The sequence below is a fragment of the Micromonospora sp. SH-82 genome (assembly GCF_051132485.1).
GTDB lineage: Bacteria > Actinomycetota > Actinomycetes > Mycobacteriales > Micromonosporaceae > Micromonospora.
The window spans coordinates 3,881,922-3,908,110 of record NZ_CP148049.1 but is presented as its reverse complement, the minus strand read 5'-3'; the positions used below and the strand labels follow the sequence as shown (position 1 = coordinate 3,908,110).

Here is a 26,189-nt window from a genome sequence, read left to right as displayed (position 1 = left end):
AGTGGCCCACGCTATGCAAACCGGACGGATGAGTCCAGATCAGGGCCGCCAAGTGACCACACGGCTGATCATGGGTGGGCCGCACGGCCACGTGGCCAGCCACGACGCCGGAACGGTAGCGTGTGGCCAGCCCCGCACCGTCGTGCCCGAGGAGGATCCGATGGCCGACCCCGACGAGCCGTCGGCGCTGGCGTACACCGTGCGGCGGGTCGCCCGGCACGCCCGGTGGGCGCGCACCGAGGGGATCCGGCGGTTGGTCGAGGAGGACCGGCTCAACCCCGTGGAACGCGTCGGGACGGCGCTGACCAAACGGCGCTGGCGGCGGGCCAACCCGACCCCGGCCGGGCGGGCGGTCCCGGTCTGGCTGGTCGGCCTGCAACGCTCCGGCACCAACATGCTGACCCGGGGCCTGGACGCCGCCGGAGCGGTCGAGGTCCGCAACGAGAACGACAGGCGGGTGTTCCACCGCTTCCAACTGCGCCCCGACCCGGTGGTCACCGAGGTGATCCGGCGCAGTCGACACCGGTACGTGCTGGTCAAGCCGCTGTGTCAGACCCACCGGGTGGACGAGCTGCTGGCCCTGCCGGGGCTGGCGCCGGGACGGGCGGTGTGGGCGTACCGCGACGTCGACGACCGGGCCCGCTCCGAGGTGGCGAAGTTCGGGGAGGCGAACCTGCGGGCGTTGCAGGCCGTCGCCGAGGGCACCATCGGCGACCGGTGGCAGGGGCAACGGCTGGACGACCCGACCCGGGAACTGGTCGCCTCCTTCGACTACGACCGGATGTCCCCGCACACCGCCGCCGCCCTGTTCTGGTACGTCCGCAACTCACTGCTGTTCACCCTCGGCCTGGCCGACCGCTCCGACGTGCTGCTCAGCTCGTACGACGCGTTCGTGGCCGACCCAGCCGGGACGACCCGACGGCTGTGCGACTTCCTCGACCTGCCGTACGAGGCGGGACTGCACGCCCACGTCGAGGCCCGCGCCCCGCGTCGGGACCCCCTGCCGATCGACGACCGGGTCCGGGCGCTGTGCACCGGGCTGACCGAACGACTGGACGCGGTGGCCGGACGGCCCCTGGAGGGACACCGTGGCTGACGACGACGTCGAGTCCCCACCGGCCGGGGCACACGCACCTGCCGGGCGGTCCGGGCCGATCTTCCTGGTCGGGTGCCAGCGTTCCGGCACCACCATGCTGCGCCTGGTCCTCGACTCGCACTCCCGGATCAGCTGCGGGCCGGAGACCCGGTTCCTGGCCGACATGCAGCGCATCGTCGGCCGGGACTGGGAACGACTGGCCCGGTTCGGTCTCCCCCGCGAGGACTGGCTGCGCCGGATCGCCGACTTCTTCGGCGGCGTCCACGAGGACTACGCCCGCTCCCGGGGAAAGACCCGGTGGGCGGACAAGACCCCGCTGTACGCCCTGTCCGTCGACTTCCTCGCCGAGGTCTTCCCCGACGCGCAGTTCGTGCACGTCATCCGGGACGGGCGCGACGTGGTGGTGTCGCACCGCAAGCGGTTCGGCTACTGGTCGGCCGTGAAGTGCGTGGTCAAGTGGCCCCGCTACATCCGGGTGGCGCGGGCGTCGGCAGCGGCGCTGCCCCCCGACCGTTACCTGGAACTTCGCTACGAGGACGCCGTCGGAGAACCGGAGAAGACCATGCGGACCCTGTTCGAGTTCCTCGGCGAGCCGTGGGAACCCGGTGCGCTCGACTACGGCGACAAGCCGCACGACGTGGCCGGCAAGTACACGGTGGAGGCCGACCGGCGGCGGGCCGCCGCCGGCACCGACTCCTCGATCTACGAGTCGCGGGTCGGCACGTACCGGCGGGAACTGGACCCGTTCCTGCGGGTCCTGACCCGGGTCTTCTCCGGGCGTACGCTGCGTGAGCTGGGATACCGATGAGACGCCGCCGGGTGGGGCTGCTGGTCGGGGCGGTGGTCCTGGCGTTGACCGCCGGAGCCTGCACCAGCGACCCGGAGCCGGATCCGCCACCGCCCAGCGCCGCCCCGGACGGGGCCGGGCCGACCGGCGGGCCGGGACCCGCACCGGACGGTGCGCCGAGCGTCCCGAACCCCTTCGGGGCGCACTGGGACTGGTCCCGGTACGACCAGTTCAAGCCCTACCTGGCCAAGATCTCCGGATCGGCGACGTACCAGGAGATCACCTGGTGCGCGATCGAGCGGACCCGGGGTGATCGGGACTGGTCCGGGCTGGACCGGATCGCGCAACGCAGCAGGGACCTGAACATCACCCTGCACATCAAGATCCGGACCGGGATGTGCTGGGCGACCGGCGGCAGCCCGCAGTTCACCAGGGGGCAACTCAACAAGACCGAGTCGGCGATGCCCCTGGACATGGCCGTCTACCAGGGCTTCGTCACCGACGTGGTGAAGCGGTACGCGCCGTACGGGGTGCGCCAGTTCGCCATCGAGAACGAGGTCAACGCCCCGCAGTACTGGGCGGGCAGCACCGCCGACTACAAGCGACTCGTCGCCTCGGCGGCCGAGGCGATCCGGGCGGCCGACCCGCAGGCCCGGGTGGTCGACTCCGGGATCTCCAGCGTCGCGTACGGGATGGGGGTGGCCGACCGGCTCCTCCAGGCCGGGGACGAGGCCGGGGCGATCGCCGCCTACCAGGTCTACTTCCAACGCCGGGTCGGCACCCGGGGGCAGAAGATCCCCCAGGTCGACGACGCGACAGTGCTACGCGGTGCGCTCGCCAACGACCAGAACTCCCGCAACCTCCGGTTCCTCGCCGCCACCGAGGAGCTGATCGCCGAACGGGTCGTCGACGTCCGGCAGCTGCACTTCTACGAGCACTTCTCCGCCGTCCCCGTCCTCCTGGACTACCTGCGGGCCCGCAGCCCCGAGGGGGTGCCGACGCAGGCGTGGGAGGTCGGGCAGTTCTGGCGCGACGGCGACGGCGACGCCGCGTCCCGCAGCGACGAGATGGTCAAGACGGTCAGCCAACTGGTGGCCGGCGGCATCGACCAGGTGCTCTGGCTGCCGCTGGGCTACAACCCGAACAACCGGGCCGGCTCCGAGGTCCGCTACGGCCTGCTCGACCCGGACGGCACCGAACGGTTGGCCGGCACCATGATGGCCGAACTGGCCGACGCCGCCCGGGACGCCACCGTCGAACCGGTCGCCGAGAAGGGCCTGACCGGGGTGGCGTTCCGCCGGGGCGAGGAGAGCACCCTGGTCGTCTGGAGTTCCTCGGCGAGCACAGTGTCGGTCCCCGCCGCACCCGGGGTCACCAACGACAGGCTGGGCACCGACTCCGCCGCCCGCTCCGGCGCGGTCACCATCGGCCCCTCCCCCGTCATCCTCCGCGGCCCCGGCACCCCCACCACCCTCCTGTCCCCCATCCGCTGACCCCCCTGACACCCACCCTCCCCCGCCCCACCCCCGGTCTGGCGCGTCGAACCGACCCACCGGCGACCGGGTCGATCGGGGCTGAGGGTCAGTCGGTCCACCAGGGGTGGGGGTGGGAGAGGAGGGCGGCCAGGGTGGCGTTGGGGGCGGCGAAGTGATCGGTCAGGTGGGCGCGGAGGTCGGGGGTGAGTTCGCCGGAGGTCCGGTCCCTGCGTCTGGTGTGCCGGGCGAACTGCGGCGGGGCGTACGCCGCCAGGCCGAGGAAGCGCAGGACGTCCGCGTACACGGTGGCCGGGTCGGCGTAGAGGTCCTCGCTGCGGACGACGTGCAGGTGCTCGGCGGGTACGTGGGCGTACCACCGGTGCAGCTGCTCGGCGTACCTGCCCCGGGCCAGGTAGGAGTGGTTACGCAGGGCGTGGTGGGCGGCGGGGGTGTCCGGGCCGTCGCGGAGCGCCTCGGCCAGCCGCTGCGGTTCGGCGGCGACCGCCTCGGCGAAGCTCAACGGTTCCAGCCCGTACGACCGGGTGTGCAGGTAGTGCGAGTAGGCGCGCTCCACCGGGTCGCGCAGCAGCGCCACGAAACGGGCCTGCGGCAACAGCCGGGCCACCCGCTGCGGGGCACTCGGGTGGAACAGGTAGTAGGGGCTGGCCTCGAAGGTCTGCCGTCCGGGTGCCGGGGGCGGGAAGTGCGCCCGGTACCACCGTTCCCCCCGCTCGTGGTGCAGGGTGAAGAACTGGAGTTCCTTGCCGGTGGCCGCACCGACGTCCGGATGCCCGGCGAGGTAGGCGTGCAGCGACGTGGTGCCGCAGCGCTGCCCCCCGATGATCAGGAAGTCGGGCAGGGCCCCGGGAGGCCCGGGACGGGCGGCCCGCAGGTACGCCCGGGTGGCGCGTACCGTGCGGCGCAGCCGGTCCACCCCACCCCGCCGACCGGCGCTCACCGGGCCGCCCCGGACGCGGCGGTCGGGGTGCCGGCGGTGGGCGGCGGACCGTTACGGCCCCGACCGCGTCGGCGGCGCAGGGTCCGCAGCACCATGACGTCCTCCTTGCTCAGGCCCAGGGCCAGCACCACGGCGAGGTAGCTGCCGGCGATCACCGTCAACCCGACGACCAGCGACCAGGGCCACTGCGGCACCAGGGCCTGCGCGCCCAGACCGGCGAGGGCCGCCACCCCGGCGGCGGCCACCCCCTTGAGCATCCCCGGACTGAAGGGCAGGGCACCGATCAGGTACCGGACCTGCCACACCCGGGCGATGTTGACCACGATGAGGGAGACGCTCCACGCCACCGCCGATCCGACGATCCCGTACGCCGGGATCAACCAGAGGTTCAGCAGCACGTTGATGACCAGGGCGGCCACGTTGTCGGCCATGTTCAGCGCCACCCGGCCGGACATGTTGAGCACCGTCCCGCACGGCCCGGTGGCGGCGTTGACCAACTGCCCGAGGGCGAGGACCACAGTCACCGTCGCCCCGGTGGCGATGCTCCCGTCGAAGACCCGCAGCAGGTCGCCGGGGAGGATCAGCAGCGCCACGAAGGCCGGCAGCGACAACCGGACCACCCACCCGGTGGCCACCGTGTAGACCCGCCGGACGTCGGGCAGCGAACCCTGGTGGTACAGGTAGGCGATGTACGGGCCGAACGACGCGTTGATCGGGGCGAGGACGAAGATGGCGACGGTGACCAGCCGGGTGGCGACGTTGTAGACACCGATCTCCGGGTTGGCGAAGAACCCGAGCAGGAGGGTGTCCATCCAGATCAGCCCGGTCGACGACAGCGACGACGCCCAGCTGACAGTGGAGAAGCCGAACAGCTGGCGGGGACGGTACACCGGGCGGGCCGGCTCGACGCGGCGCAGCAGCCGGGCCAGCGCCACCAGGGCGAGCAGCGCCGCCGACCAGCCGGCCACCGCCAACGCCCAGAACGCCCCGGTCAGACCCGCGCCGGTGGCCAGTGCCAGCACCGTGACCAGCAGTCGCGTACCCGGTTCGTAGAGCTGCCCGATGTAGGTGAACGGACGCTGGGTACGCCACCCCCGGGTGGCGGCCAACGCCGCCTCGCAGATCGTGGTGGCGGGCAGGGTCAACGCCACCAGACGCAGTCCGGTGGTCAGCCCGGGATCGTTGAGCTGTTCGGCGAGCCACGGGGCGGCGGCGGCGAGACCGGTGGCGAGCAGGACCGCGGACCCGACGGACACCCCCAGCCCGAGCCGGATGGTCCCGCGCAGGGCGGGGGCGTCGTCGTCGGCCAGGTGCACCGCCACGAACCGGGTCAACCCGGCCCGGAAACCGGAGAGCGACAGCAGCCCGAACAGGGACAGGACGGCGTAGCACTGGGCGTACCTGCCGACCTCCCGGACCCCGAGGACCCGCGCCAACAGCAGCATGATCAGAAAGACGGCCGCCTGGCTGAGCAGGGCACCCACCAGGTTCAGGCCCCCGCCACGGGCCATCCCCCGCACGTGCCTGTCCCCGGAGCCGGTCGCCTCGTCCGCCTCGGCCTCGGCGGCGGTCACCGGGGTCGCCGGCCGGTTCGGTTGCTCGGTCACGCCACGGGCCTACCGGGAACGCCTGTTCGCGTCGCCCACCACCGGTAGGACGACGGTGTCGTCTCCGCCGCGTCCCGACGGCCCGGCCTGCGGCTGCGTCGGCACCGGGGCGGCACCCCTACCGGCGGTGGTCCCGGCGACGGCGGGCGTGGCCCGGCCCCGGGAGAGCTGCTCCACCAACGCCACCAGCAGGACGGCCAGGAGCAGACCGGCACCGGCCACCGGCAGCACCAGGTTGACCAGGGCCCGGGTCCGGTCGACCGCCTCCACCGCACCGAGGCTCGTCACCTGGGCCGGGTCGGCGGCCTGCGACTGGGCGCGGGCCCGTTGCAGGCCCTGGCGGGCCGAGGCGAGACTGCCGCTGGCGGTGTCGCGCTGGGCGAGCAGCGACTGGTACTCGGGAAGCTTCGGCCCCAGCCCGTCGAGACGCTTCTGCCCGTCGGTGATCGCCTTCTCGGCCTCGGAGACGCCGCGCCCGTTGCCCACCGCCTGCATCTGGAGCCGCTGCTGCCGCATCGTGGCGATCTCCTGCAGGGTGGACTGGTAGAGCCGGTCCGGCTGGCGGACCTTGTTCTCCTTCTCCCACTCGTCGATCGCCTGGGTGGCGGTGGTCAGCTCGTCGTTGGCCACCTTCACCTCGCTCTCGGCGATGTTGACCTGGCTGGCGAAGAGAAACGCCAGGGCGCGCTGGGCGGTGGCGGTCAGCACCGGGGCGACGGTGTCCCGGTCGGTCGCGGTGTAGGTCAGGGTGAGCTGACTGCTCGCGCCGACCTGGGCGACGGAGAGCCCGTCGCGCAGGGTCCGGTTGGACACCCCGGTGTCCCCGGCGACCTGGTCGACCACCTGGGGGGCGGTCACCGCCGCCGCGAAGGCCGCCGCGAACTGGCTGGCCGCCTGGGTGCCTGTGTACTGCTGGGCGGCGGTCCCGCCGACCAGCGCCGGGGCGGCGACGTAGGAGGTCGCCGCGTACCGGTCGGGGCCGATCAGGACCACCAGTGCCGCCGCGCTCGCGGCGAGCAACGGGACCCCCAGCAGGATCCAGAGTCGACGCCGCGCGACCCGCAGATAGTCGACGATCTCCACCCTTGCGCTCCCCACTGTCTGATAGATCATCTGATGTCGCCTCCGGCCGCCACCGCCGGGGTGGACGGGCCGGTTCCGGCCCGCACCGCCGGGGTGGACGGGCCGGTTGCGGCCGCGCCCCGGGCGACCGCGCTCGCCGCGGCCGCGAAGGCCGCGAAGTACCAGAGGGTGACCACGTTCGAGATCACGTTCGAGGCCGCGCTGACCGCCACGAAGGCGACAGCGCAGCCGAGGAACCCGACGGCGATCCCGCGTGGCAGGCTCCCCGGCGGGGCCCGGCGCAGCGCCGTCCGCCCGGTGTGCAGACAGAGCAGCATCATCGCCAGGTACGCCCCCAGGCCCAGGACCCCGGTCTCGACGTACGCGCGCAGGAAGTCGTTGTGCGGCTTCTTCGCCTCGTCGGCCTCGAACTTCGTCATGTTCGGCCCGACCCCGGTGACCGGGTTCCGGTTGGCCAGGGTGACGATCTCCGACCAGTAGCCGACCCGCCAGGCGAGGGTGTTGCCGGTGGGGCCGCCCCCGACGGCGGTGCTCTGCCCGATCTGCCCGAACCGGTCGGCCACCGTCGGCAGCAGGGTGACCCCCACCACCACTGCCAGGCAGAGCGCCACCAGCATCCGCTTGCTGCGGTGCAGCACGGCGACCACGACCAGCCCGATCCCGGCCCCGATGATCGCGCTACGGGTGTTGGTGAGCAGCAGGAACACCAGCGACAGGGTGAGCAGGACACCCATCGGGACCCGCCACCGCCGTTCCAGGTGCCGGTAGACACCGAACCCGAAGATCACCATGAACATCAGGTACCGGCCGAACGTGGTCGACTGGGTGAACGGGCCGCTGATCCGGGTGAAGCCGCCCTTGACCTCGGCCGGAGGGCTACCCAGCAGTGACATCACGACCGTGTAGCCGACCGCGAGGGCCAACGAGGCGTACACGGCCAGCAGGATCCGCCGGACCGCCGGGAGGTCCGGCATCAACTGCTCCAACACCAGGAACATCACCACGACGGTGGCGATCCGCAGCGCCTCCAGGAAGCTGGGTGTCGGCTGGGCCGCGCCGAAGGCGCTGACCAGTCCGGTCGCGCCGACCAGGAGCAGGGCCACACCCAGGGGGGAGGTCCGGAGCCGACCGTGGCGGCGCAGCTGGGCGGCCAGCCACAACCCGGCGGCGAGCAGGAACAACACGGCCAGGATCGTCGACGGGTCCGACAGTCGGCCACCGGCTCCCCCGTCGGCCCGTCCGGCCGTGGGTCCGCTGAGTTTGAACAGGTCGACGCAGGAGCGGACAGCGAGCATCAGCATCACGTACGCGGCGAAGCGGGTCAGGGCGAGGACCCCGACGATCAGCCCGACGGCCAGCACCAGGGGCAGCACCATCCGGACCCGGTCGCCCTCGCTGCCGGCCACCCCGGACAGGACCGCCACCACGACGCAGAGCAGCGCGGCACCGCCGGTGAGCAGCCGTACGGTCAGGTCGGGGACCTGTCGGCGGGCCGCCGGTCGGGGCGCGTCGTCGACCCGGGTCGCCGAGGCGTCCGGCGTCTCCTGGTCGCGTACCGCACCGTGCCGCTGTCCGTCCATCGCCCGCCGACCACTCGCTCGTAGGTGTGTGCACAGGGGTTGTGACCCGCCGATCGCCTCCGCGCGGGACCAGGGGAACGGCCTAATCTAACGGGTCCCACCGGCAGGACATATGGGCCGTTGCGCCGGGTCTGCCCGACGCATCGTCGGCTCCGCCGGGTCCGGGCGTCCGCACGGGCCCTTCCGCTACCGGAGGCGTCGAGCGGGGGTCCTTCCCTGCCGCGGAGGGCGGGGGGTGAGTGTGAGGTAGAGGCGTTCCAGGTCGCGGGCGGCGGCGTCCCAGCTGTACTCGACCAGGACCCGGTCACGCAGCGCACCGGCACCGGCCCGTTCGGCGTCCGGGTCGGCGGTCACCGTGTCCAGCGCCCGCACCAGGTCCGCCTCGTCGCCCTCCCGGAACAGCCGGCGGCCCGGGGCGTCCCGCTCCAGCACCTCCACGTGCGGTTCGATGTCGCTGGCCACCACCGGCAACCCGTACGACGCCGCCTCCAGCAGGGTCAGCGGCAGCCCCTCCAGGCGGGACGGCTGGACGAAGGCCGCCGCGTGGGAGTACAACTCGGCGAGCAGGTCACCGTAGGCGAACCCGGTGAACACGATGCGCGGGTCGTCGCCGGCCTCCCGGCGGAGCCGGGCGACGAAGTCGTCGGTGAAGGCGGACCCGCCGACCACCGCCAGCCGCAGCGGGGTGCTCGACCGCCGGAACGCCCGGATCAGCAGGTCGGCGGACTTCTCCGGGACCAGCCGACCGACCAGGAGCAGATATCCGCCGGGGGTGAGCCCGAAGCGGGTCAGCTCCTGCGCAGGCAGGTGCTTGGGGCTGGACACCCCGTTCGGGATGTAGTGGGCGGCCCGACCGAACCGGTCGGCGTAGTGGGCGGCCAGCCCTCGGGAGACAGTCACCAACCCGTGGGGTACGGGTCCACTGAGCCGGTACGCGGCACCGAGGACCGTACGCGCCGCCCGACCCCACTTGTTGCGCTGGTTGTCCAGCCCGTGCACCGTCAGCACCACCCGGGCCCGGCTGGTGTAGCGGGGCAACGGGGCGAGCAGGACCGGGCCGAGTCCGTGGTAGTGGACGACGTCCGGTCGCTCGGTCATGGCCGCGACGGTGGAGGTGGTGGAGTGCACTATCGCGTCGAGGTGTTTGCTGGCGACGGTGGGTGCCCGCCGCAGCCGGATCCCCCGGTACGACGGGTCGGTGACGCCGCCGTAGCTGTCCCGGCAGTAGACGGTCACCTGGTGGCCGAGGGTGGCCAGCCGGCTCGCCATCTCCTCCACGTGCCGTTCGATCCCACCGAAGGTGGCCGGTACCCCCTTCTGACCGATCATCGCCACCCGCAGGGGGCGCCACCCCGGCGGGCGGTCCTCGTCGGTGCCGGGCGGTCCGGGCTGCGGCAGACCGACCGCCTCGGTGGCGTGATCGTGCGAGTGCACAGTGTCCATCCCCCCACGGAGTGACTCCGAAGCCCCTGGTCAGGCACTCCACGCCCCGGACGCTAAATCATGATCGGCCAGGCGGGACAGGGCCGGACAGCCAGGCGAACAGACACGTTCAGCCGGTTGCCCGACCGGCGTACCCATGATCCACCCGCCCCCGGTCGACGACGTTCACCTCACGACGCCGCACCCCTCGACCACTCAACGTCACGAACGCGAAATCGGTACGGCCTCACCCGAGTTTCCGGACCCGACAGCCCGCCAGGCGCAAGGACGACTGCCGTCACGGCGCAGGCGCACCCGAGCAGTTCACCGAGCGGCGGTAGGCCGACCGTCCAACCGGCCCACCGCCGAGCCTGTGTCGTCGACCTACCGTTGTCCGTACCCCTGGGCGGGGTTCTGGGGATTCGTACCGTATCCCTGCTGCGGCGGACGCTGCCCCGCCTGCGGCGGCGGGTAGTGGGGGCGAGCGGCACCCCCCGACCCGGGAAATCCCTGGCCACGTGTGAAGCCGGGTCCGTTCGGAGCGATCTGCATCGCCGCTATCTCGTCGAGGCTGTACGCGTTCTCCGCCGGGTGGACCGGTCGCATCGACTGCCCCGCAGAGGGATGCCCCTGCCCGTACTGCCCCAGACCCCCGTAGAACTGCCCGTACTGCCCCTGGGGTCCGTAGCCCGCCGTCTGCTGCCCCTGAGGATCGTGGCCCGGCACGAACCGGCCCGAGGGCGGAATCTGCCGGTACGACGACACCACCGTCTGCTGCGCCGCGTACGGATCGGACATCGGCCGTTGGGAGAGGTCGTCGTTGGGCATCCCCCGGTAGGCCGGACCCGCGCCCTGAATCTGCCACTCGGCGGGCTGCTGCCAGGGAGCCTGCCCTCCGGCGGGCTGGTGCCAGGAAGGCTGCCCTCCGGCGGGCCGGCTGCCTGGGGCCTGCCAACCGGATTGCGTCAGCTGCTGCTGTGGGCCTCCGCGCGGCGGCAGCGTCTGCGGCCGACGCAACAGCGCCTTCTGCGCCGCCCCCGTTTCGACGAAGTCACGGCGAACGTCCTCTGGCACGCGTTCGTGGGGTTCGAGATCGCCGGAGATTCCGGCCTCGCGGAACCAGTAGCGTTTCAGCTCACGTTCGAAGTCGAGGGCGTTCTGCGGGGTAGGACGCTCGAAGACCGTCCGGAGTTCCTCGTCGGTTTCCAGTTGGTTCTGACGCGCTTCCCTGATGTCGTTGATCAGGAAAGCCCTGGTTCCGCTCCTGAGGTACGCCTCGTAGAGGCGATCGGACATCTCTGATTCGTCATCTCTCCGGTAGCCCCACTTCACCGCGAACCGCTCGACCGCCAGATGAATGTCCTCCTTCGGGAAATTTGGACCACTCCCGCTGAGCAGCATGGTGATGTTCTCCTCGACACCCATCCGTGACTGCCAGAACCCCGGGCCGTTGAAGCCATCGCTGATCGTGTAGTCGACGGTGGAGGATTCGCTGCCCTGAGGGCTCGCCGCACCCGGGCTCCCGGCGGCGGTGCTCGCCGCACCCGGGCTCATCGGTAGCGGCGCCCTCGCCGGCGGGCTGTCCGCCCCCGGGCTGAAAGGGTTGTAGGCGAGCGCCGCGGGCGGGGAGACCACCTGCTGTTGGAGCCACTGGTCGGCTCGGGCGGCCGCTGGATTGGCGAGTGCGTAGAGTTCGATCTCCTCGAGCGGCGGCGAGGCACCGTGATGACGTAGGTTCTCCATCGCTTCGATGAAGCCCGAACCCACTTCGGTGGCGAGGAAGTGGCCGGGGATCCTGTAGTCCCGGTGTTCGTAGCCGAGGTCGTCGTACTCCTCCTGCGCCCACCGGGTCAGCCGGGCGTCGAGCGCCTCCCTCGCTCCGGCAAAGCGCCAGCCGTTCATAGCCAGAGCTTCGTCGAGCTCCCTGTCGTAATCGTCCATGATGGTGCTCCTACGGGTAGCCGATCAGTCACACCGACTACGGCCGGGGACGGGCGGCGGTTCGAGACCCGTCGAAGAAAGCCGAGCCCTCCTCTGTGTTCGTCGGCTCCCCCCGACCACTCCGGTGATCAAGGGGTTTGCGTCAGAATCCGGCGTGGCGATGACGCAAACCCCTTGATCAACGAAAGAAGCAGGGGTCAGGGGCGGGTGGGGGGGTTGGGGTGGAGGTGGGTGAAGAGGTCCTGGTAGGCGTCGAGGCCGTGTTCGGCGGCGAAGAGTTTGCGGGCCTCCCGGGCCTTGGCGTCCCGCCAGTCGGCCGGGGCGGCACCCAACTCCAGGATCGCCCGGTGCAGCGCCGGCGGATCCCGGGGTGGGACGACGGCACCGAACTGGGTGGCCAGGACCGGGTACCGCCCGCCGGGCAGGTCGGTGGTGACCGACGGGACACCGCACATCATCGCCTCGGCCTGGACGATGCCGAACGACTCGGCCACCGACGGCAGGGCGAACACGTCGATCGAGGCGTAGAAGTCGTCGATCTCCTTGCCGCGCAGTTCCCCGAGGACCTCGATCCGGTCGTCGGCACCGATCTCGGCCCGGATCGCGGCGAGGTCGTCCCCGCCCATCACCGTCTTGTAGTTGCCGCCGATCAGCAGGCGGGCGTCCGGATCGGTGATCTTCCGGAAGGCCCGGACCAGGTAGGGGATCCCCTTGTCCTCGACGATCCGGCCGAGGAACCCGACGTGCAGTCCCCCGGTACGCCGGTACCGGGGCTGCCCGCCCCGACGGTCCAGGCAGGGGGCCGGGATGAACCGGTGCTCCCGGCGTCGCATCGTCGGCCAGAACTTCGACGCGTGGGCCTGGTCGTCGCTGTAGGCGACCACGGCGGCGGAGCGGCGCAGCGCCGCCCACGAGGTGACGTCGGAGGCCGCGACGGCGACCCGGTTGAGCAGGCCCGGCGGCAGGTACAGGTCGATGTGGAGCATGCTCACGATCGGCGTCGAGCCGACGAGCTGGGCGACCACCGCCCCCTCGGCCATCGGCAGGTTGAGCAGGAACACCCCGGAGCGGCGGGCGAGCCGGGCGGCCAACACCGGGTACTCCGGGCTGATCTGCGCCCGGGTGATCTGCCCGAGGACCCGGGCGCGGTACACGTCGACCCCGTTGATCGTCTCGCGCAACGGGGTGGACTTGTCGTGCTGACTGGTCACCACGGCGACCCGCCAGCCCCGGGCGGCCAGCCCCTCGGCGACGGTCTGCGCGGTGTGGGTCACCCCGCTCATGTACGGGGTGTAGTAGGTGAGGGCCACTGTCAGGTCGTACCGGGGTTCGGCGGTGCTCATCGGGTGCGACGTCCTTTCCTTGCAGGCGAAACGGTGGCGGGAGGGATCACAGGGAGACGACGGCGAGCTGTCCGGTGTGGTCGGAGAGCCCGTCCGGGTCGACCATCAGGTACCTGTGCACCGACACGTCGTCGGTGGTGAAGAGCCAGTCGAGCCGCCACAGCGGCAGCCCGTAGCGGGCCCACGAGACCGGGTAGGGCGAGTCCAGGGCGGCGCCGGCGTCGACGAGCCGGTCCGGCAGGGTCCGCAGCAGGCGCATCGACGAGGAGGTGTTGAGGTCCCCGGCGAGCAGGACCGGGTGGGGGTTGTCCTCGACGTCGGCGGTGAGGGCCCGGTAGTCGGCCTGCCGCAGGTCGTGGCGGGCCAGCGTGTCGTCGGCGGTGTCGGAACGGCGGGCGGGCAGCCCGACCATCGGCACGTGCAGGTGGGAGTTGTACACCGACAGGACCCGCTCGCCGACCAGCAGGTCGGTCCGGAGCGTCTTGACGGTGTGGTACTCCGGGAGGCGGGAGTCCGCCGGGGGCAGGTCCGGCCACTGACGGTCCAGGAACGGACGCAGGTCGACCGGGTGTTCCCGGACGATCGGATACCGGGAGACGGTGACCAGCTCCCCGACGGCGGCGACGTGGAATCCGGGGAACTCCCGGCGCAACCGGTCCAGGCCGTCCACCGGCAGCGGGTCCAGCTCCGGGGTGAGGTACAGGTACTCCTGGAGCAGGTACACGTCGGCGTCCTGGGCGTGCAGGTAGCTGTAGAAGCGGTCCGGGTCCCGGGTGCGCTCGCCGTTGGGCCCGATGGCCAGGAGTTCGTCCCAGTACCAGGTGTTCCAGGCGAACACGGTGACCGCGTCCGCCGGGGCGGGGGGCGGGCGGTGCCAGAGCGTGGCGGCCACGACCCCGTTGCCGGACCAGCCGAGGAGCAGCGCCGCCACCGCCAGCCCGAGACCGACCAGTCGGGACCGTCGCCGCACCGCCACCGCGACCACCACCACGAGCAGCAGCGGTACGACGAGGAGGGCCACCGGGGGCAGCAGGTCCGGGAGGTTCCACCACCAGGCCCGGCCGGACAGGTACGTGTGTGCCAGCACGAACAGCAGCCACGCCCCGGCGACGGCCGGCCAGACCACTGTGCCTCGACCCGGGCGGCGGGTCACCGGGGCCGGGGCCGGGTCGGTGACGGCTGTCATCCCGCCCCCCGTGCGGCGACCAGCAGCACCCCGGAGAGGGTGGCCCAGAGGGCCGCGTTCGCCACCATGACGGGGTCGCGGACGAGCACCCGTACCGGGTTCTCACCGGCGTCGTGGACCAGGACGAGTTGCAGGTAGCGGAAGAGCCCGAAGATGGCCAGCGGGGTGAGCAGCACCGCCGCGATCGACGCGTGGGCGGCCAGGGGCGCCTCGTCGCGCAGGTAGAGCAGGTAGCTGCCGGCGGTCAGCGCGGCGGAGAGCTGCATCAGCTGGTCGGTCAGGGGCACCGTGTAGCCCCGCAGGGCGGGTCGGTGCGTACCGCCGCTGTTCTTCAGCTCGTGTCGGCGCTTGCCGAGGGTGAGCAGCAGACAGAGGGTGAACACCGCGGTGAGCAGCCACCCGGAGACGGTGGTGCCGGTGGCGAGGTAGCCCTGCATGAGACGCAACGCGAACCCGCTCGCCACGAGGAAGACGTCGAGCAGCGGAACGTGTTTGAGTCCCAGGCAGTACCCGAGGTTGAGCAGCAGGTACACCCCGACCGGCCAGGCCGTGGCCGGGGTGAAGGTGCTGAGCACCCCGGCCAGGGCCGCCGCCACCACCGCGGCGAACACCACAGCCACCCGGGGCGTCACCCGGCCGGAGGCGATCGGTCGGTGCCACCGGGTCGGGTTCGCCGCGTCCCTGCGCCGGTCGACCATGTCGTTGAGGACGTACACCAGGACCGAGGTCAGGATGAACGCGGTGACCGCCCAGACCAGGTTGGTCAGGGGGGTCCGCCCCCAGGACTGCGGATCCAGCAGCGGTACCGACACCACCAGCAGGTTCTTGGGCCACTGGCCGGGGCGGGCGAGTTGCACCAGGGCACGGACCAGGGTGCCGGCCTGCCGTAGCGGCACCTCCCCGGTGGGTCGCGGACCGGTGGCGGGAACGACCAGGGGTTGGGTGACCGGGGCCATCAGAAGAACGCCTTCGCCACACGCAGCGCCCCCTGGGACCAGGGTTCGCGGCTGGTCCGGCCGGTCGACGGTCGGGTCCGTCCGGTTCCCCGCTGCTCCCGCCACCACTGGAAGGTGCGCAGCAGGGCGTCCTGGTTGGAGTGGGTCGGGGTGAACCCGAGTCGCCGACGCACCTTGTCGGTGCTGACGTAGGAGTCGGCGAGGAGTTTGTGCAGGAGCCTGTCGTACACCGGGGAGAGCCGGGCCTTGCGCAACGCCTGCAGGGTCAGCAGCGCGGGCCGGGCGGGCACCGACACCACCCGGCGGCGGTGACCGGCGGCGTCGAGGACGGCCTGGAAGTCCTCGCGGAGGGTGCCGAACTCGGCGGCGGCGACGTTGTACGTGTCGTTGGCGACGTCCTCGTCGGCACCGAGGGCGACCCGGACGCACTCGGTGAGGTCCTCCACCGCGCACATCTGGATCCGCACGTCGCCCCGGCCGAGGATCGGGAAGTGCCGCCCCTCCTCGGCCCACTCGAAGAGCATCGCGAACAGGCCCATCCGTCCCGGCCCGAGGAAGGTCTTGGGTCGCAGCATCGGTACGCAGAGCCCGGCCGCCCGGAACTCCTCGACGACCTCCTCGGCGGTGGCCTTGGCCCGGCCGTAGGTGTCCACCGGCTCCCGGGGGTGTTCCTCGGGGGTCGGTACCCGGGTGGGCAGGCCGTACACGGCGGTGGTGGAGACGTGGACCACCCTCGGCACCCCGGCGTCACGGGCGGCGGTGAGCACCGTACGGGTGCCGTCCACGATCACCGACCCGATCTCCTGCGGAGCGTAGCTGGGCAGCGCGGCGGCGCAGTGGACCACCGCACCGGCACCGGCGAACGCGGCGGTCATCGCGGCCCGGTCGCGGACGTCGGCGACGGTGGCGGGGATCCCGGGGTCGCCGGGGCGGACGTCCACTCCGTGCACCGGCAGGCCCTCGTCGCGCAGTCGTCGGACGACGAACCCGCCGAGCATTCCGCTGGCTCCGGTGACCACTGTCGGGCCCGGGGGTGCTGGGGTCACCACGACGCGCTCACCTTCTCCCGGACGAACCCGGTGAGCAGGCGGCGCAGCCCCAGGGCCAGGGTGGCGTCGAGGGCCTCCAGGAAGTACTCCAGGTCGGCCGGTTCGATCATGAGGGTGGGGGCCACCATCAGGGGGTTCTCCACGTTGGGGCTGTAGTACGTCATGATCTTGTGGGCCCGGTAGAGGTGCGAGATCACCGACAGGGTGATCAACTTCGTGCCGAAGCGGGGGTCGTTGGCGAACCCGGGGACCAGCTTCCCGGCCAGGTCCAACAGCTTCGGGCCGCCGGCGAGGAAGACGCCGTGCAGCGAGCCGACCCCGGAGACCCGGTCCACCGCGTCCGGGTGGGCCTTGCGGATCCGGTCCAGGCCGGGGCCGAGGATCGCCTCGATCTGCCGGGCCCGCCCCGGGAAGTCCTCCTCCACCGTCACGTTCACCGCCTCGATGGCGGTGGCGGTCTCCTCGCCGAACCCGTAGTACGTGGTGCTGTGCAGGATCACGTCGGACAGCCGGTCGTACGCCCGACGGAACAGCCGCTCCCGGGCGGTGTAACCGGAGATCGACGCCTTGCCCCCGCCGAGGGACTTGGAGTAGACCAGGATGTCCGGCAGCAACCCCTCGTACCGCATGAAGTAGAAGAGACTGCCGGTCTTACCCCACCCGGTGTACACCTCGTCGAAGATCATCACGATGTCCTCGTCGGTGCAGATCTGCCGCAGTTCCCGCAGGGCCGACTCCGACCAGCAGCGCATGCTGGAGGCGCTGTACGGCTCGACCATCAGCGCGTACACGTCGCATCCACCGTCGGGGCGACGGGTGGACTCGATCGCCGCCCGGACCGCCGCCACGTCCCCGTACGGGTGGACGACGGCGTTGGGCAGGCCGGGGAAGCGGAAGTGGTTCTCCGCCGACCCGGTCAGGCTGCCCGCCCCGAGGGTCTTGCCGTGGAAGCTGATGTCGGCGCGCAGGATGGTCTGCCGCTTCCCCCCGTGGTACTTGTACGCCATCTTGATGGCGCCCTCGTTGGCCTCCGCCCCCGAGTTCGGGAAGTACGAGATGGACAGGTCCCCGGGGAGGAGTTCGGCGACGTTGTGACTCAACGCGGCCAGGTACGGCGAGAAGAAGGCCTTGTGCACCTCCATCCGGCGTTCGGCGGCGAACCGGGCCCGGGCGGCGAGGATCCGGGGGTGGTTGTGGCCGTGGTTGAGCACGCCGACGCCACCGGAGAGGTCCAGGACCCGGTTGCCGTCACGCAGGTGGATCCAGGCGCCCTCGGCCCGCTCCACCAGCTCCCTGCCGAACCCGAAGGTGGTCATCAACGACACCTGGGACTTGCTGACGTACCGGCGGTAGAGGTCGTGGACCTCGCGTACCGTCAGTGCCTCGCACTCCTCAAGACCGATCAGCCTGGGCATGTACCCTCTTCTCTGTTGTCTGCGCCGCATCCGCGGCGGACGACCTCCGGTTAACCACCGCCACGTCGCGCAGCAGGGCGACGGCGGCGCGGGGCAGTCCCGCGACGAGCCCGGCGACGAGGGCCGTGTGGGAGAGCAGGTGCAGCCCGGCGGCGGTCAGCGCGAACCCCGCACCCCGCAGCCGGTACGCCAGGCGCAGGAACTCCGCGTTGGCGGCGACGAACCCGGCGACCAGCACGGGCCAGGCCGACGCCGCCGCCGGCACGAACACCGCCACCGGCAGCACCAGCAGCGCCAGTGCGGAGGTGACCAGGGACAGCTGCGCATCCCGGTCCAGTCGCCGGTACCGGCCGGTGGACATCAGGTCGGCCCGCTCGCCGGTGACCGCTCCGCCCCGCTGGCGACGTCGGGTCCGGACCATCAGGGCCGGTTTCGTGCGGGCCCGTACGTACTGTTCGCGCAGCAGCGGGGCGAGCCTGTCGACGTCGTCGTGCCGGGTGGTGACCCGGTCGGTGGCGACGAGACGGTACCGGGCCGGGAGCCGGGTGCCGAACTCGTCGTCCTCCCCGTCGCGCAGCCGCTCGTCGAACCCGCCGGTGGCGGTGAAGACCTCCCGGGGTACGAGGGTCGCGGCGAACAGCGCTCCGGTCTCCCGGCCGACCGTACGCCGCCGCCAGAAGTGTTCGAACGCCACCCGGTACGCCTCCACCGGACCGTCGTCGAACAACGGCTCCGGCGCATAGATCCCCTGCACCATCCCCACCCCCACACCACCCCGCAGAATCCCCACCGCCGCCTCGATCGCATCCGACGCCAACGCCGTATCCGAATCCACGAAGAACACCAACGGCGCCGAACACGACGCCACCCCCACATTCCGCGCCGCCGCCGGACCCCGATTCACCGACTGCACCACCAACCGCACCGGAAACTCCGCCACGATCTCCCGCGAACCATCAGTCGACGCGTCATCCACCACCACCACCTCCACCGGCGCCAACGACTGCCCCAACACCGACTCCAGACACGCCCGCAACGTCTTCGCCTTGTTGAAGTTCGGCACCACCACCGCCACCCGCGCCGCCCCGTCCCCCGCCCCGACCGGTGGAACCGCCCCCGGCGGCGCCGCCCCGGTCACCGGGCACTCCCCCGGGCCAGCGCGTAGGCCACCCGGAGGGTCCCCACGCCGGTGCCGAGTACGGCCAGGACGTAGAGCAGCAGGTGCATCCCGGTGGCGTACGCGGCGAACCCGGCACCCCGGATCCGCCATGTGAAGCGCAGGAACCGGTGGCTCGGCACTGCGGAGGCGACCACCAGCAGCGCCCAGACCGGCAGCAGCCACGGTTGGAAGGGGACCAGCGGCAGGGTGAGCAGCCCCAGGCCGGAGAAGACCAGTCCGGTCGGGGATATCGCGTTGACCCGCATCCCGTTGCCGGCGTTGCGCCGACGACCGGCCCGCAGCATCACCATCGGGGTGTCGGTGGCGAACCCGAACTGCTCCCTGACGAAGGGAAGGAACCGGTCCACGTCGTCGTGCCGGGTGACCACCCGGTCGGTGACGACCAGCCGCCACTGCCGAGGCATCCGGGTGCCGAACTCGGTGTCCTCCCCGGTGCGCAGCCGCTCGTCGAACCCGCCGGTGGCGGTGAAGACCTCCCGACGGATGAGGCTGGCGGCGAAGAGGGTCGCCGCCCGGGGGCGTCCCACGCTGCGCCGCCGCCAGAAGTGTTCGAACGCCACCCGGTACGCCTCCACCGGACCGTCGTCGAACAACGGCTCCGGCGCATAGATCCCCTGCACCATCCCCACCCCCACACCACCCCGCAGAATCCCCACCGCCGCCTCGATCGCATCCGACGCCAACGCCGTATCCGAATCCACGAAGAACACCAACGGCGCCGAACACGACGCCACCCCCACATTCCGCGCCGCCGCCGGACCCCGATTCACCGACTGCACCACCAACCGCACCGGAAACTCCGCCACGATCTCCCGCGAACCATCAGTCGACGCGTCATCCACCACCACCACCTCCACCGGCGCCAACGACTGCCCCAACACCGACTCCAGACACGCCCGCAACGTCTTCGCCTTGTTGAAGTTCGGCACCACCACCGCCACCCGCGCCGCCCCGTCCCCCACCAGCCCCTCGGCCTCCCGCTCCACAGGGGAGGTCACCCGCGACCCCGCCGACCCGGTCACCGGGACATCCCGACGGCGGCACGGGTCCGGCCGGTGGACCGGAGGGTGAGCCGTCGGGCCGTCCCGATCGCCGCACCGGCGGCGGAGGTGAGTTGGTAGAGCAGGTGGACGGCGGCGAAACGCAGACCGAACCCGATCCCCCGGCTGGCCGCCACCCGCCGGTAGGTCCCGGCGTCGGCGGCGAGCGCCACGGTGAGCGCAACGGCCGGGACGACGGCCGCCGGGGCGCCGACGACCAGGGGCAACGGCAGGGTGAGCGCCCCGGCGAGGACCATCACGCTGGCCACGATCCGGCTGGTCGCCCCGCCGAGGACCTCCCCGGGGCGGACCTGCTCGGCGCTGGCCCAGGCCCGCAGGAACACCTTCGGCAGCAGGACCCGCAGGGTGGTGTCGTGGTCGTGCACCCCGGAGATGTCGGCGGTGGTGCGGACCTCGTACCGGGTCCGGATCCGGTGTCCGTACTCGGGTGCCTCGGTGTGCCGCAGGTCCGGGTCGAAGGGCCCGAGCTGCCGGAACACCTCGGCGCGCATCGCGCACAGAGCGGTGTGCAGCCCTTCCGTCGGGCCCTCCTGGGCCAGCCACCAGTGGTACATCTGCAGCGCCCGGTACTCGGCGACGATCCCCCGCGAGAGCAGCGACTCCGGGCGGAGCACCCCGCAGATCGCGCCGAGGCCGGGGTCGGCGCGGAGTTGGGCGACAGCGGCGGCGACGCTGCCGGGTTCGAGGGCGACGTCGGCGTCGAGGAAGAACAGGATCTCACCGCGCGCCCGGTCGGCTCCGATGTTGCGGGCGGCACCCGGCCCGCCGTTGGTCGTGGCCCGGACGACAGTGGCTCCGGTGGCGGCGGCGACCGCGTACGAGTCGTCGGTGCTGGCGTCGTCGACCACGACGATCTCGATGTGCGGGTGGGTCTGCCGCTGTACGGAGCGGACGCACAGCTCGACCGTGCGGGCCCGGTTGTAGCACGGTATGACGACGGAGACCAGCGGTGGTTGCACGGTGCCTCTCCTTCTCGCTCCGGCTCGGTTGCGGGGACGACCGATCGGGGCCTGCGCGGGTTCGGGCTCGGCCACCGGGCGGCCGGCGGTCCGAACAAAAGTGCGATGAGATTGCCGGACAGGACTTCGTTCGTTGTTCACGAAGCGCCGGTAGATACAGAACAGGAATGGCCATCACGCGACCTTGAACGACGGCCGACTATATCTTGCGCGCACTCAGGGAGACCGTCAAGGGCTTGACAGCCTGTTCACGAAGCACACACATGCGTCGACGGAAAATCGCCGATGAATGCCCACCGAAACTCCAAATTCCGATTCAAAAGTTCGACAAAGCTCAATATCGACGCTTGTGGACGACGCGCGGGGGTGGATCGTGTTTCGTCCGTCGTGCACGTTGTGTCGGCATGATCACGGACGGCGACTTTGGGGAAAGATCGTCCGGAGGTCGGGGCACCGCGTCCGGCGCTCCGACACCCCCGCCGTCCACCTGCTGGTACGGCCCCGATCCGCGATCGACACCCCCTCCCGGGCCGACCCGCAACCGACGGCGGCCCCCGACCGGGATCCGGTCGGGGCCTCTCGCGGCGGCCTGCGGCACCGCCGGCGGACGGGTCCGGTCGCCGGAACCAGGCAGCGTCCGTCGGCACTCGTCGCCGAGTCGAGAAATGATGTGCCAATCTCGGGGTGGCATTAATGGACGGGCGGAATGGCCGATTCGAGTATCCGGCGCGCCGCATCCGGGTGATTCGCCGGACGTCCCACCACTCGGTCCCCGTCGAGCACCGTATCGGTGCCGGGAACGGGCTTTCCCCATCGGACGAACGAACACCGCTCCGCAGTGCCCACGAGGCCCGACCGCGCCGCACCCCACCCCGGGGCCCACCACCGACACCCGCCGTCGGCCGCGTCAGACTCGCGTTGTGATCTCTGTTTTGGCACGCTGGCGATCACCGTCGGCACAACGCCGGCGGGCTGCCGACCCCTGCGAGGGAGACGATCGATCCGATGGCTGCCGACGTCACCAGCACGCCCGAGTGGCAGGCCCTGCGCGCCCACGCCGACGAGATCCGCGAGACGCACCTGCGGGACCTGTTCGCCGCCGACCCGGACCGGGGTGGACGACTCGCGATCGAGATGGCCGACCTCTACGTGGACTACAGCAAGAACCTCGTCACCGACGAGACGTTGCGCCTGCTGACCGCGCTGGCCGACCGGGTCGGACTCGCCGACCGGATCACCGCGACCTTCTCCGGCGCCCACGTCAACTCCACCGAGGACCGCGCGGTCCTGCACACCGCTCTGCGGCTGCCCCGCGACGCCACGCTGACCGTCGACGGTCAGGACGTGGTGGCCGACGTCCACGACGTCCTGGACCGGATGGGTGCCTTCGCCGAGACGGTCCGCTCCGGTCAGTGGCGGGGGCACACCGGTGAGCGGATCCGGACCGTGGTCAACATCGGCATCGGCGGGTCCGACCTCGGGCCGGTGATGGCGTACGAGGCGCTCAAGGACTACCGCGATGCCGGACTGACCTGCCGCTTCGTGTCGAACATCGACCCCACCGACATCCACGAGGCCACCGCCGACCTGGACCCAGCGACCACCCTGTTCGTGGTGGTCTCCAAGACCTTCTCCACCCAGGAGACCCTGGCCAACGCCGAGCAGGCCCGCCGGTGGCTGCTGGCCGGGCTCGACGGTGACCCCTCGGCGGTGGCCCGCCACTTCGTCGCGGTCAGCACCAGCCAGGAACGGGTACGCGACTTCGGCATCGACCCGGCGAACATGTTCGGGTTCTGGGACTGGGTGGGTGGGCGCTACTCCCTGCCCTCGGCGGTCGGCCTGTCGGTGATGCTGGCCATCGGGCCGGAGCGCTTCGCCGAGATGCTCGCCGGCTACCACGCGGTGGACGAGCACTTCCGCACCGCGCCGTCGTCCCGCAACGCACCGGTCCTGCTGGGGCTGCTCAACGTCTGGTACACCAACTTCCTCGGCGCGCAGACCCACGCCGTCCTGCCGTACTCGCAGTACCTGCACCGGTTCCCCGCGTACCTCCAGCAGTTGACCATGGAGAGCAACGGCAAGTCGGTGACCCGCGACGGCACGCCCGTGTCGTACGACACCGGGGAGATCTTCTGGGGTGAGCCGGGGACCAACGGCCAGCACGCCTTCTACCAGCTCATCCACCAGGGAACCCGGCTGGTCCCGGCCGACTTCGTGGCGTTCGGTACGCCGAACCACGACATCGCCGACATGCACGACCTGTTCATGTCCAACTTCTTCGCACAGACCGCCGCCCTGGCCTTCGGGCGGACCGCCGAGCAGGTCGCCGCCGAGGGGACCCCGGCGGAACTGGTCCCGCACCGGGTGATGGCGGGCAACCACCCGACCACCTCGATCCTGGCCGAGAAGCTCACCCCGGGCACCTTCGGTCAGCTCGTCGCCCTCTACGAGCACGTCGTCGCCACCGAGGCGGCGATCTGGGACGTCAACGCCTTCGACCAGTGGGGGGTGGAGCTCGGCAAGGTGATGGCCAACCAACTCGCCCCCCTGCTCACCGGGGACGCCCCGGACCTCGACGGGGTGGACTCCTCCACCGCCACCCTGATCCGGCGCTACCGCCGCCACCGCGACCGGGGCTGACACCGGCCCGGCCTGAACCGTCCGCCGAACGGACGGTTCAGGCCGGGGTGTCCTCGACGCCGATCAGGGCTTGGGATTGTCGAACAGGGTGGGGAACTTGGCGGTCAGGCCCAGGTCCCCCTTGCTCCTGAGTTTGCCCCGCATGGCCAGGACGACCGGGTGGGCGTTGCCGGTGACGACGGCGAGGAAGTCGACAGCGCCGATCGTGAGGACCAGGGCGGGCTCACGATCCGGCTGCGCCGACACCACACACCGACCACCGTCGATCACCAGCTGGTAGGTGTCGGATCCACCGTCGGGCCGGTCACCGATCCGCCAGTGCACCACCGCCTGCAGCGAACCGGCCCGGTCGGCCCGGAACACGTGGGGCATGCGGACGAACAACTCCTCCAACACCGCGTGGCGGTGCCCGCCGCTCATCAGCTCCCGCAGGTCCTCGGTCCGCGTTCGCTTCACCAGCCGGGCGAACACTCGCGAGTCGGGATGGTGAACGCCGTCGACCAGCTCTCGGATGCGCTCCGACGTCGCGGGATTCGTCTCTGTCACAGCTCTGCCCTCTCCTGGAACCCTCGCACCCGCGCCCGTCGCGCGGTACGTTCGTCACGTCCCGGCAGGAACAGCGCCGAGCACTCAGCACCGCAGGGCGACCGGGTCGTCGTCTCCGCCGTAGGCATAGCCGCCACCCCCGACCCGCACCGCCGCGGCACGCAGCGCCGCGTTGTCACGCCGCATCCTGGCCAGGGTCGCCGCGTCACCCTGCGCAGCGGTACGTTGCAGCCCGAACACCACAGTGACCGGGTCGTCCTGCGCCTTCGGCACGTTCGGCGCGACCAGTCGGGCGGTCGGGATCGGATAGACCAACACACTGCCCCCGACACCCAGGTCGGCAGGGGTCAACCCACCGAGGACCGCCCCGATCACCGACACCGCGTGTCGACCGGGCAGCAGGACGGTGCACCGGGGGTGCAGGTCGTGTTGCCAGGAGCCCACCGCCCGTAGGTGGGTCTCGATCGAGGCGTACCGACCCAGGAACCCGCCGTACGGCAGGGTCCGGGCGGGCTCGTGTTCGCAGTCGTACGCCAGGTCACCCAGGAACGCCCTGTCGTCGGGAAGCCCCCCGGGGTCGACGTCGTACGCCACGTCGAGCCCGAACACCCAGTCCCGCCCCGCGCCGGGGCGGGCCAGCCCGACCAGGTGGTCGAACCGACCCTGCTCGGCCAACCGGTTGGCGTCGGCGAGGAACGTGGCCAGGTCGGTGTAGGTCAGCTGGTGGCGGCGTACCTGCCGGGGTGCCGCCACCAACGCCAACGTCGCCCGGGTGACGATGCCGTGACGGCCCTGGCCGCCCCGTACGGCGTCGAACAGGTCCCGGTCACGCCCGGGGGAACACGTCACGAGGTCGCCGTCCGGGGTCACCACGTCGAGGTCGAGGACGTTGTCGGCCTGGCAGCCGTACCGGTGACTGGTGCCACCGATGCCGCCCACGGAGAGCGTGCCGCCCACCGTCAACTCCAGATAGTCGGGCAGCACCGGCGGGACCAGTCCCCGGGCGAGCGTGGCCACGACGACGGTGCTCCACCGGGCGCCCGTGTCCACACTGACCCGGTCGGCACCGACCCGCCGTACCGTCGACAGGGTTTCCATGTCCACCACCAGGCCGTCGCGGGTCTGGGTCTGCCCGTCCACCGAATGCCCGGCACCCCTGGCCACCACCGTCAGGCCGGCCCGGTGACAGTGCCCGACCACCGCTGCGACGTCCTGCGCGGATCCCGGCCTGAGCACCGCACGGGGCAGGTGCCGGACGAACCCGCCGAAATCCCGGGCGACCCGCGCCCGGTCCACGTCGCGGGTGCTCAGCACACCCGTCAGGCGTATCCCCGCAGCCGTGAGATCCAGGACTGCCTGCTCCACCCTCGTTCCCTTCGACGCCTCGGTGCCGCCCTCGCGACGGACCCGCCCCGGTGAACGGGGCCGGTCCGTCGCGACCGCCTCTGCGGCGTGCCTAGTTCTTCGGGCTGTTCTGGTAGGCCGCCAGTCGCCACTGGCCGTCGGTACGCACGGCGAGCCAGCAGGCCCGCACCGCCCGCTCGGCCGACACCTCCTCCTCACCCGGAGCGAGCACGCCGCCCTGGGTGAGCATCACGACGGTGTCCGGGCCGAGGAACCGGATGTTGAACGGCTGCCCGGTGACCCGGGTCCCCCGGTACGGACCGGCGAACGCGTTGGTCATGAACTGCTGGATCTGCTCGTGGCCCTGGCAGAACACGCCGGGAAGGATCATCGTCCCGTCCGAGGTGAACAGCTGCGCGAACGCGGCGGAGTCGTGTTCGGCCCAGGCGGCGACGAGACGCTGGGGAAGTGCGGCGACCTCCGCCTTCGGGTCGGTTCCGGTGGCTGCCGGGGAGGTCTGCTCGGTGATGCTCATCTGGGTCACTACCCTTCGCTTGTCGG

The 26,189-nt window shown here is 71.6% G+C and carries 21 protein-coding genes; 4 read left to right on the top strand and 17 right to left on the bottom strand.

The window, feature by feature from the left end; translation table 11 throughout:
* The first annotated feature begins 160 nt into the window (after positions 1–160).
* The 3 genes from WHN02_RS17375 to WHN02_RS17365 are packed head-to-tail and all read left to right on the top strand — an operon-like array spanning position 161 to position 3,376.
* On the top strand, positions 161–1,096 hold the full coding sequence (locus tag WHN02_RS17375; protein ID WP_434739784.1) for a hypothetical protein: 936 nt from the start codon (positions 161–163) through the stop codon (positions 1,094–1,096).
* Positions 1,089–1,904 carry a sulfotransferase family protein gene (locus WHN02_RS17370; protein ID WP_434739783.1) on the top strand — a complete coding sequence of 272 codons (816 nt, stop codon included), beginning with the start codon at positions 1,089–1,091 and terminating at the stop codon, positions 1,902–1,904. Before WHN02_RS17375 ends, WHN02_RS17370 begins: the two co-directional genes overlap by 8 nt.
* On the top strand, positions 1,901–3,376 hold the full coding sequence (locus WHN02_RS17365) for a hypothetical protein (protein WP_434739782.1): 1,476 nt from the start codon (positions 1,901–1,903) through the stop codon (positions 3,374–3,376). Before WHN02_RS17370 ends, WHN02_RS17365 begins: the two co-directional genes overlap by 4 nt.
* Positions 3,377–3,464: 88 nt before the next feature.
* On the opposite strand, the gene WHN02_RS17360 is transcribed toward WHN02_RS17365, so the two are convergent.
* The 14 genes from WHN02_RS17360 to WHN02_RS17295 all read right to left on the bottom strand — a co-directional run bounded on the left by WHN02_RS17360 (position 3,465) and on the right by WHN02_RS17295 (position 21,098).
* A complete protein-coding gene (locus WHN02_RS17360) occupies positions 3,465–4,316 on the bottom strand; it encodes a sulfotransferase family protein (protein ID WP_434739781.1) in 852 nt (283 codons plus the stop codon).
* Complete coding sequence (locus WHN02_RS17355) at positions 4,313–5,923, bottom strand: flippase (RefSeq protein ID WP_434739780.1); 1,611 nt, start codon at positions 5,921–5,923, stop codon at positions 4,313–4,315. The genes WHN02_RS17360 and WHN02_RS17355 overlap by 4 nt, the downstream gene beginning before the upstream one ends.
* Positions 5,924–5,932: 9 nt before the next feature.
* A complete protein-coding gene (locus WHN02_RS17350) occupies positions 5,933–7,036 on the bottom strand; it encodes a Wzz/FepE/Etk N-terminal domain-containing protein (RefSeq protein WP_434739779.1) in 1,104 nt (367 codons plus the stop codon).
* On the bottom strand, positions 7,033–8,586 hold the full coding sequence (locus WHN02_RS17345; RefSeq protein ID WP_434739778.1) for an O-antigen ligase family protein: 1,554 nt from the start codon (positions 8,584–8,586) through the stop codon (positions 7,033–7,035). The genes WHN02_RS17350 and WHN02_RS17345 overlap by 4 nt, the downstream gene beginning before the upstream one ends.
* Positions 8,587–8,772: 186 nt before the next feature.
* On the bottom strand, positions 8,773–10,020 hold the full coding sequence (locus tag WHN02_RS17340) for a glycosyltransferase family 4 protein (RefSeq protein ID WP_434739777.1): 1,248 nt from the start codon (positions 10,018–10,020) through the stop codon (positions 8,773–8,775).
* 372 nt (positions 10,021–10,392) lie between these two features.
* Complete coding sequence (locus WHN02_RS17335; RefSeq protein ID WP_434739776.1) at positions 10,393–11,949, bottom strand: hypothetical protein; 1,557 nt, start codon at positions 11,947–11,949, stop codon at positions 10,393–10,395.
* Between the two features lie 197 nt (positions 11,950–12,146).
* The gene (locus WHN02_RS17330; protein ID WP_434739775.1) at positions 12,147–13,292 is read right to left on the bottom strand and encodes a glycosyltransferase family 4 protein; all 1,146 of its coding nucleotides are present in this window, start codon (positions 13,290–13,292) and stop codon (positions 12,147–12,149) included.
* A 46-nt stretch (positions 13,293–13,338) separates the two neighbouring features.
* Positions 13,339–14,478, bottom strand: coding sequence for an endonuclease/exonuclease/phosphatase family protein (locus WHN02_RS17325; RefSeq protein ID WP_434739774.1), 1,140 nt, complete (start codon positions 14,476–14,478; stop codon positions 13,339–13,341).
* Positions 14,475–15,434, bottom strand: coding sequence for a UbiA prenyltransferase family protein (locus WHN02_RS17320; protein WP_434739773.1), 960 nt, complete (start codon positions 15,432–15,434; stop codon positions 14,475–14,477). The genes WHN02_RS17325 and WHN02_RS17320 overlap by 4 nt, the downstream gene beginning before the upstream one ends.
* Positions 15,434–16,432 (bottom strand): NAD-dependent epimerase/dehydratase family protein, encoded by a 999-nt coding sequence (locus WHN02_RS17315; protein ID WP_434743986.1) that lies wholly within the window; start codon positions 16,430–16,432, stop codon positions 15,434–15,436. The genes WHN02_RS17320 and WHN02_RS17315 overlap by 1 nt, the downstream gene beginning before the upstream one ends.
* Before the next feature lie 44 nt (positions 16,433–16,476).
* Complete coding sequence (locus WHN02_RS17310; RefSeq protein WP_434739772.1) at positions 16,477–17,898, bottom strand: aspartate aminotransferase family protein; 1,422 nt, start codon at positions 17,896–17,898, stop codon at positions 16,477–16,479.
* Complete coding sequence (locus WHN02_RS17305; protein ID WP_434739771.1) at positions 17,876–19,036, bottom strand: glycosyltransferase family 2 protein; 1,161 nt, start codon at positions 19,034–19,036, stop codon at positions 17,876–17,878. Before WHN02_RS17305 ends, WHN02_RS17310 begins: the two co-directional genes overlap by 23 nt.
* Positions 19,033–20,076, bottom strand: coding sequence for a glycosyltransferase family 2 protein (locus WHN02_RS17300; protein ID WP_434739770.1), 1,044 nt, complete (start codon positions 20,074–20,076; stop codon positions 19,033–19,035). The genes WHN02_RS17305 and WHN02_RS17300 overlap by 4 nt, the downstream gene beginning before the upstream one ends.
* Positions 20,077–20,096: 20 nt before the next feature.
* Positions 20,097–21,098 (bottom strand): glycosyltransferase family 2 protein, encoded by a 1,002-nt coding sequence (locus WHN02_RS17295; RefSeq protein WP_434739769.1) that lies wholly within the window; start codon positions 21,096–21,098, stop codon positions 20,097–20,099.
* Between the two features lie 1,005 nt (positions 21,099–22,103).
* Between WHN02_RS17295 and pgi the strand changes: the two genes are divergently transcribed.
* The gene (pgi, locus tag WHN02_RS17290) at positions 22,104–23,738 is read left to right on the top strand and encodes a glucose-6-phosphate isomerase (protein WP_434739768.1); all 1,635 of its coding nucleotides are present in this window, start codon (positions 22,104–22,106) and stop codon (positions 23,736–23,738) included.
* A 63-nt stretch (positions 23,739–23,801) separates the two neighbouring features.
* On the opposite strand, the gene WHN02_RS17285 is transcribed toward pgi, so the two are convergent.
* The 3 genes from WHN02_RS17285 to WHN02_RS17275 all read right to left on the bottom strand — a co-directional run bounded on the left by WHN02_RS17285 (position 23,802) and on the right by WHN02_RS17275 (position 26,163).
* On the bottom strand, positions 23,802–24,158 hold the full coding sequence (locus WHN02_RS17285) for an SCP2 sterol-binding domain-containing protein (RefSeq protein ID WP_434743985.1): 357 nt from the start codon (positions 24,156–24,158) through the stop codon (positions 23,802–23,804).
* 210 nt (positions 24,159–24,368) lie between these two features.
* A complete protein-coding gene (locus WHN02_RS17280; RefSeq protein WP_434739767.1) occupies positions 24,369–25,649 on the bottom strand; it encodes an FAD-binding protein in 1,281 nt (426 codons plus the stop codon).
* A 91-nt stretch (positions 25,650–25,740) separates the two neighbouring features.
* Positions 25,741–26,163: an SgcJ/EcaC family oxidoreductase gene (locus tag WHN02_RS17275; protein WP_434739766.1), complete on the bottom strand. Its 423-nt coding sequence runs from the start codon at positions 26,161–26,163 to the stop codon at positions 25,741–25,743.
* Positions 26,164–26,189 lie beyond the last annotated feature (26 nt).

Excerpts from the sequence above, each read along its gene's own strand:
- WHN02_RS17375 (WP_434739784.1), top strand. The coding sequence starts at position 161 with ATGGCCGACCCCGACGAGCCGTCGGCGCTGGCGTACACCGTGCGGCGG.
- WHN02_RS17365 (WP_434739782.1), top strand. The coding sequence starts at position 1,901 with ATGAGACGCCGCCGGGTGGGGCTGCTGGTCGGGGCGGTGGTCCTGGCG.
- WHN02_RS17350 (WP_434739779.1), bottom strand. The coding sequence starts at position 7,036 with ATGATCTATCAGACAGTGGGGAGCGCAAGGGTGGAGATCGTCGACTAT.
- WHN02_RS17345 (WP_434739778.1), bottom strand. The coding sequence starts at position 8,586 with ATGGACGGACAGCGGCACGGTGCGGTACGCGACCAGGAGACGCCGGAC.
- WHN02_RS17335 (WP_434739776.1), bottom strand. The coding sequence starts at position 11,949 with ATGGACGATTACGACAGGGAGCTCGACGAAGCTCTGGCTATGAACGGC.
- WHN02_RS17330 (WP_434739775.1), bottom strand. The coding sequence starts at position 13,292 with ATGAGCACCGCCGAACCCCGGTACGACCTGACAGTGGCCCTCACCTAC.
- WHN02_RS17325 (WP_434739774.1), bottom strand. The coding sequence starts at position 14,478 with ATGACAGCCGTCACCGACCCGGCCCCGGCCCCGGTGACCCGCCGCCCG.
- WHN02_RS17320 (WP_434739773.1), bottom strand. The coding sequence starts at position 15,434 with ATGGCCCCGGTCACCCAACCCCTGGTCGTTCCCGCCACCGGTCCGCGA.
- WHN02_RS17315 (WP_434743986.1), bottom strand. The coding sequence starts at position 16,432 with ATGCTCGGCGGGTTCGTCGTCCGACGACTGCGCGACGAGGGCCTGCCG.
- WHN02_RS17310 (WP_434739772.1), bottom strand. The coding sequence starts at position 17,898 with ATGCCCAGGCTGATCGGTCTTGAGGAGTGCGAGGCACTGACGGTACGC.
- pgi (WP_434739768.1), top strand. The coding sequence starts at position 22,104 with ATGGCTGCCGACGTCACCAGCACGCCCGAGTGGCAGGCCCTGCGCGCC.
- WHN02_RS17285 (WP_434743985.1), bottom strand. The coding sequence starts at position 24,158 with ATGAGCGGCGGGCACCGCCACGCGGTGTTGGAGGAGTTGTTCGTCCGC.
- WHN02_RS17275 (WP_434739766.1), bottom strand. The coding sequence starts at position 26,163 with ATGAGCATCACCGAGCAGACCTCCCCGGCAGCCACCGGAACCGACCCG.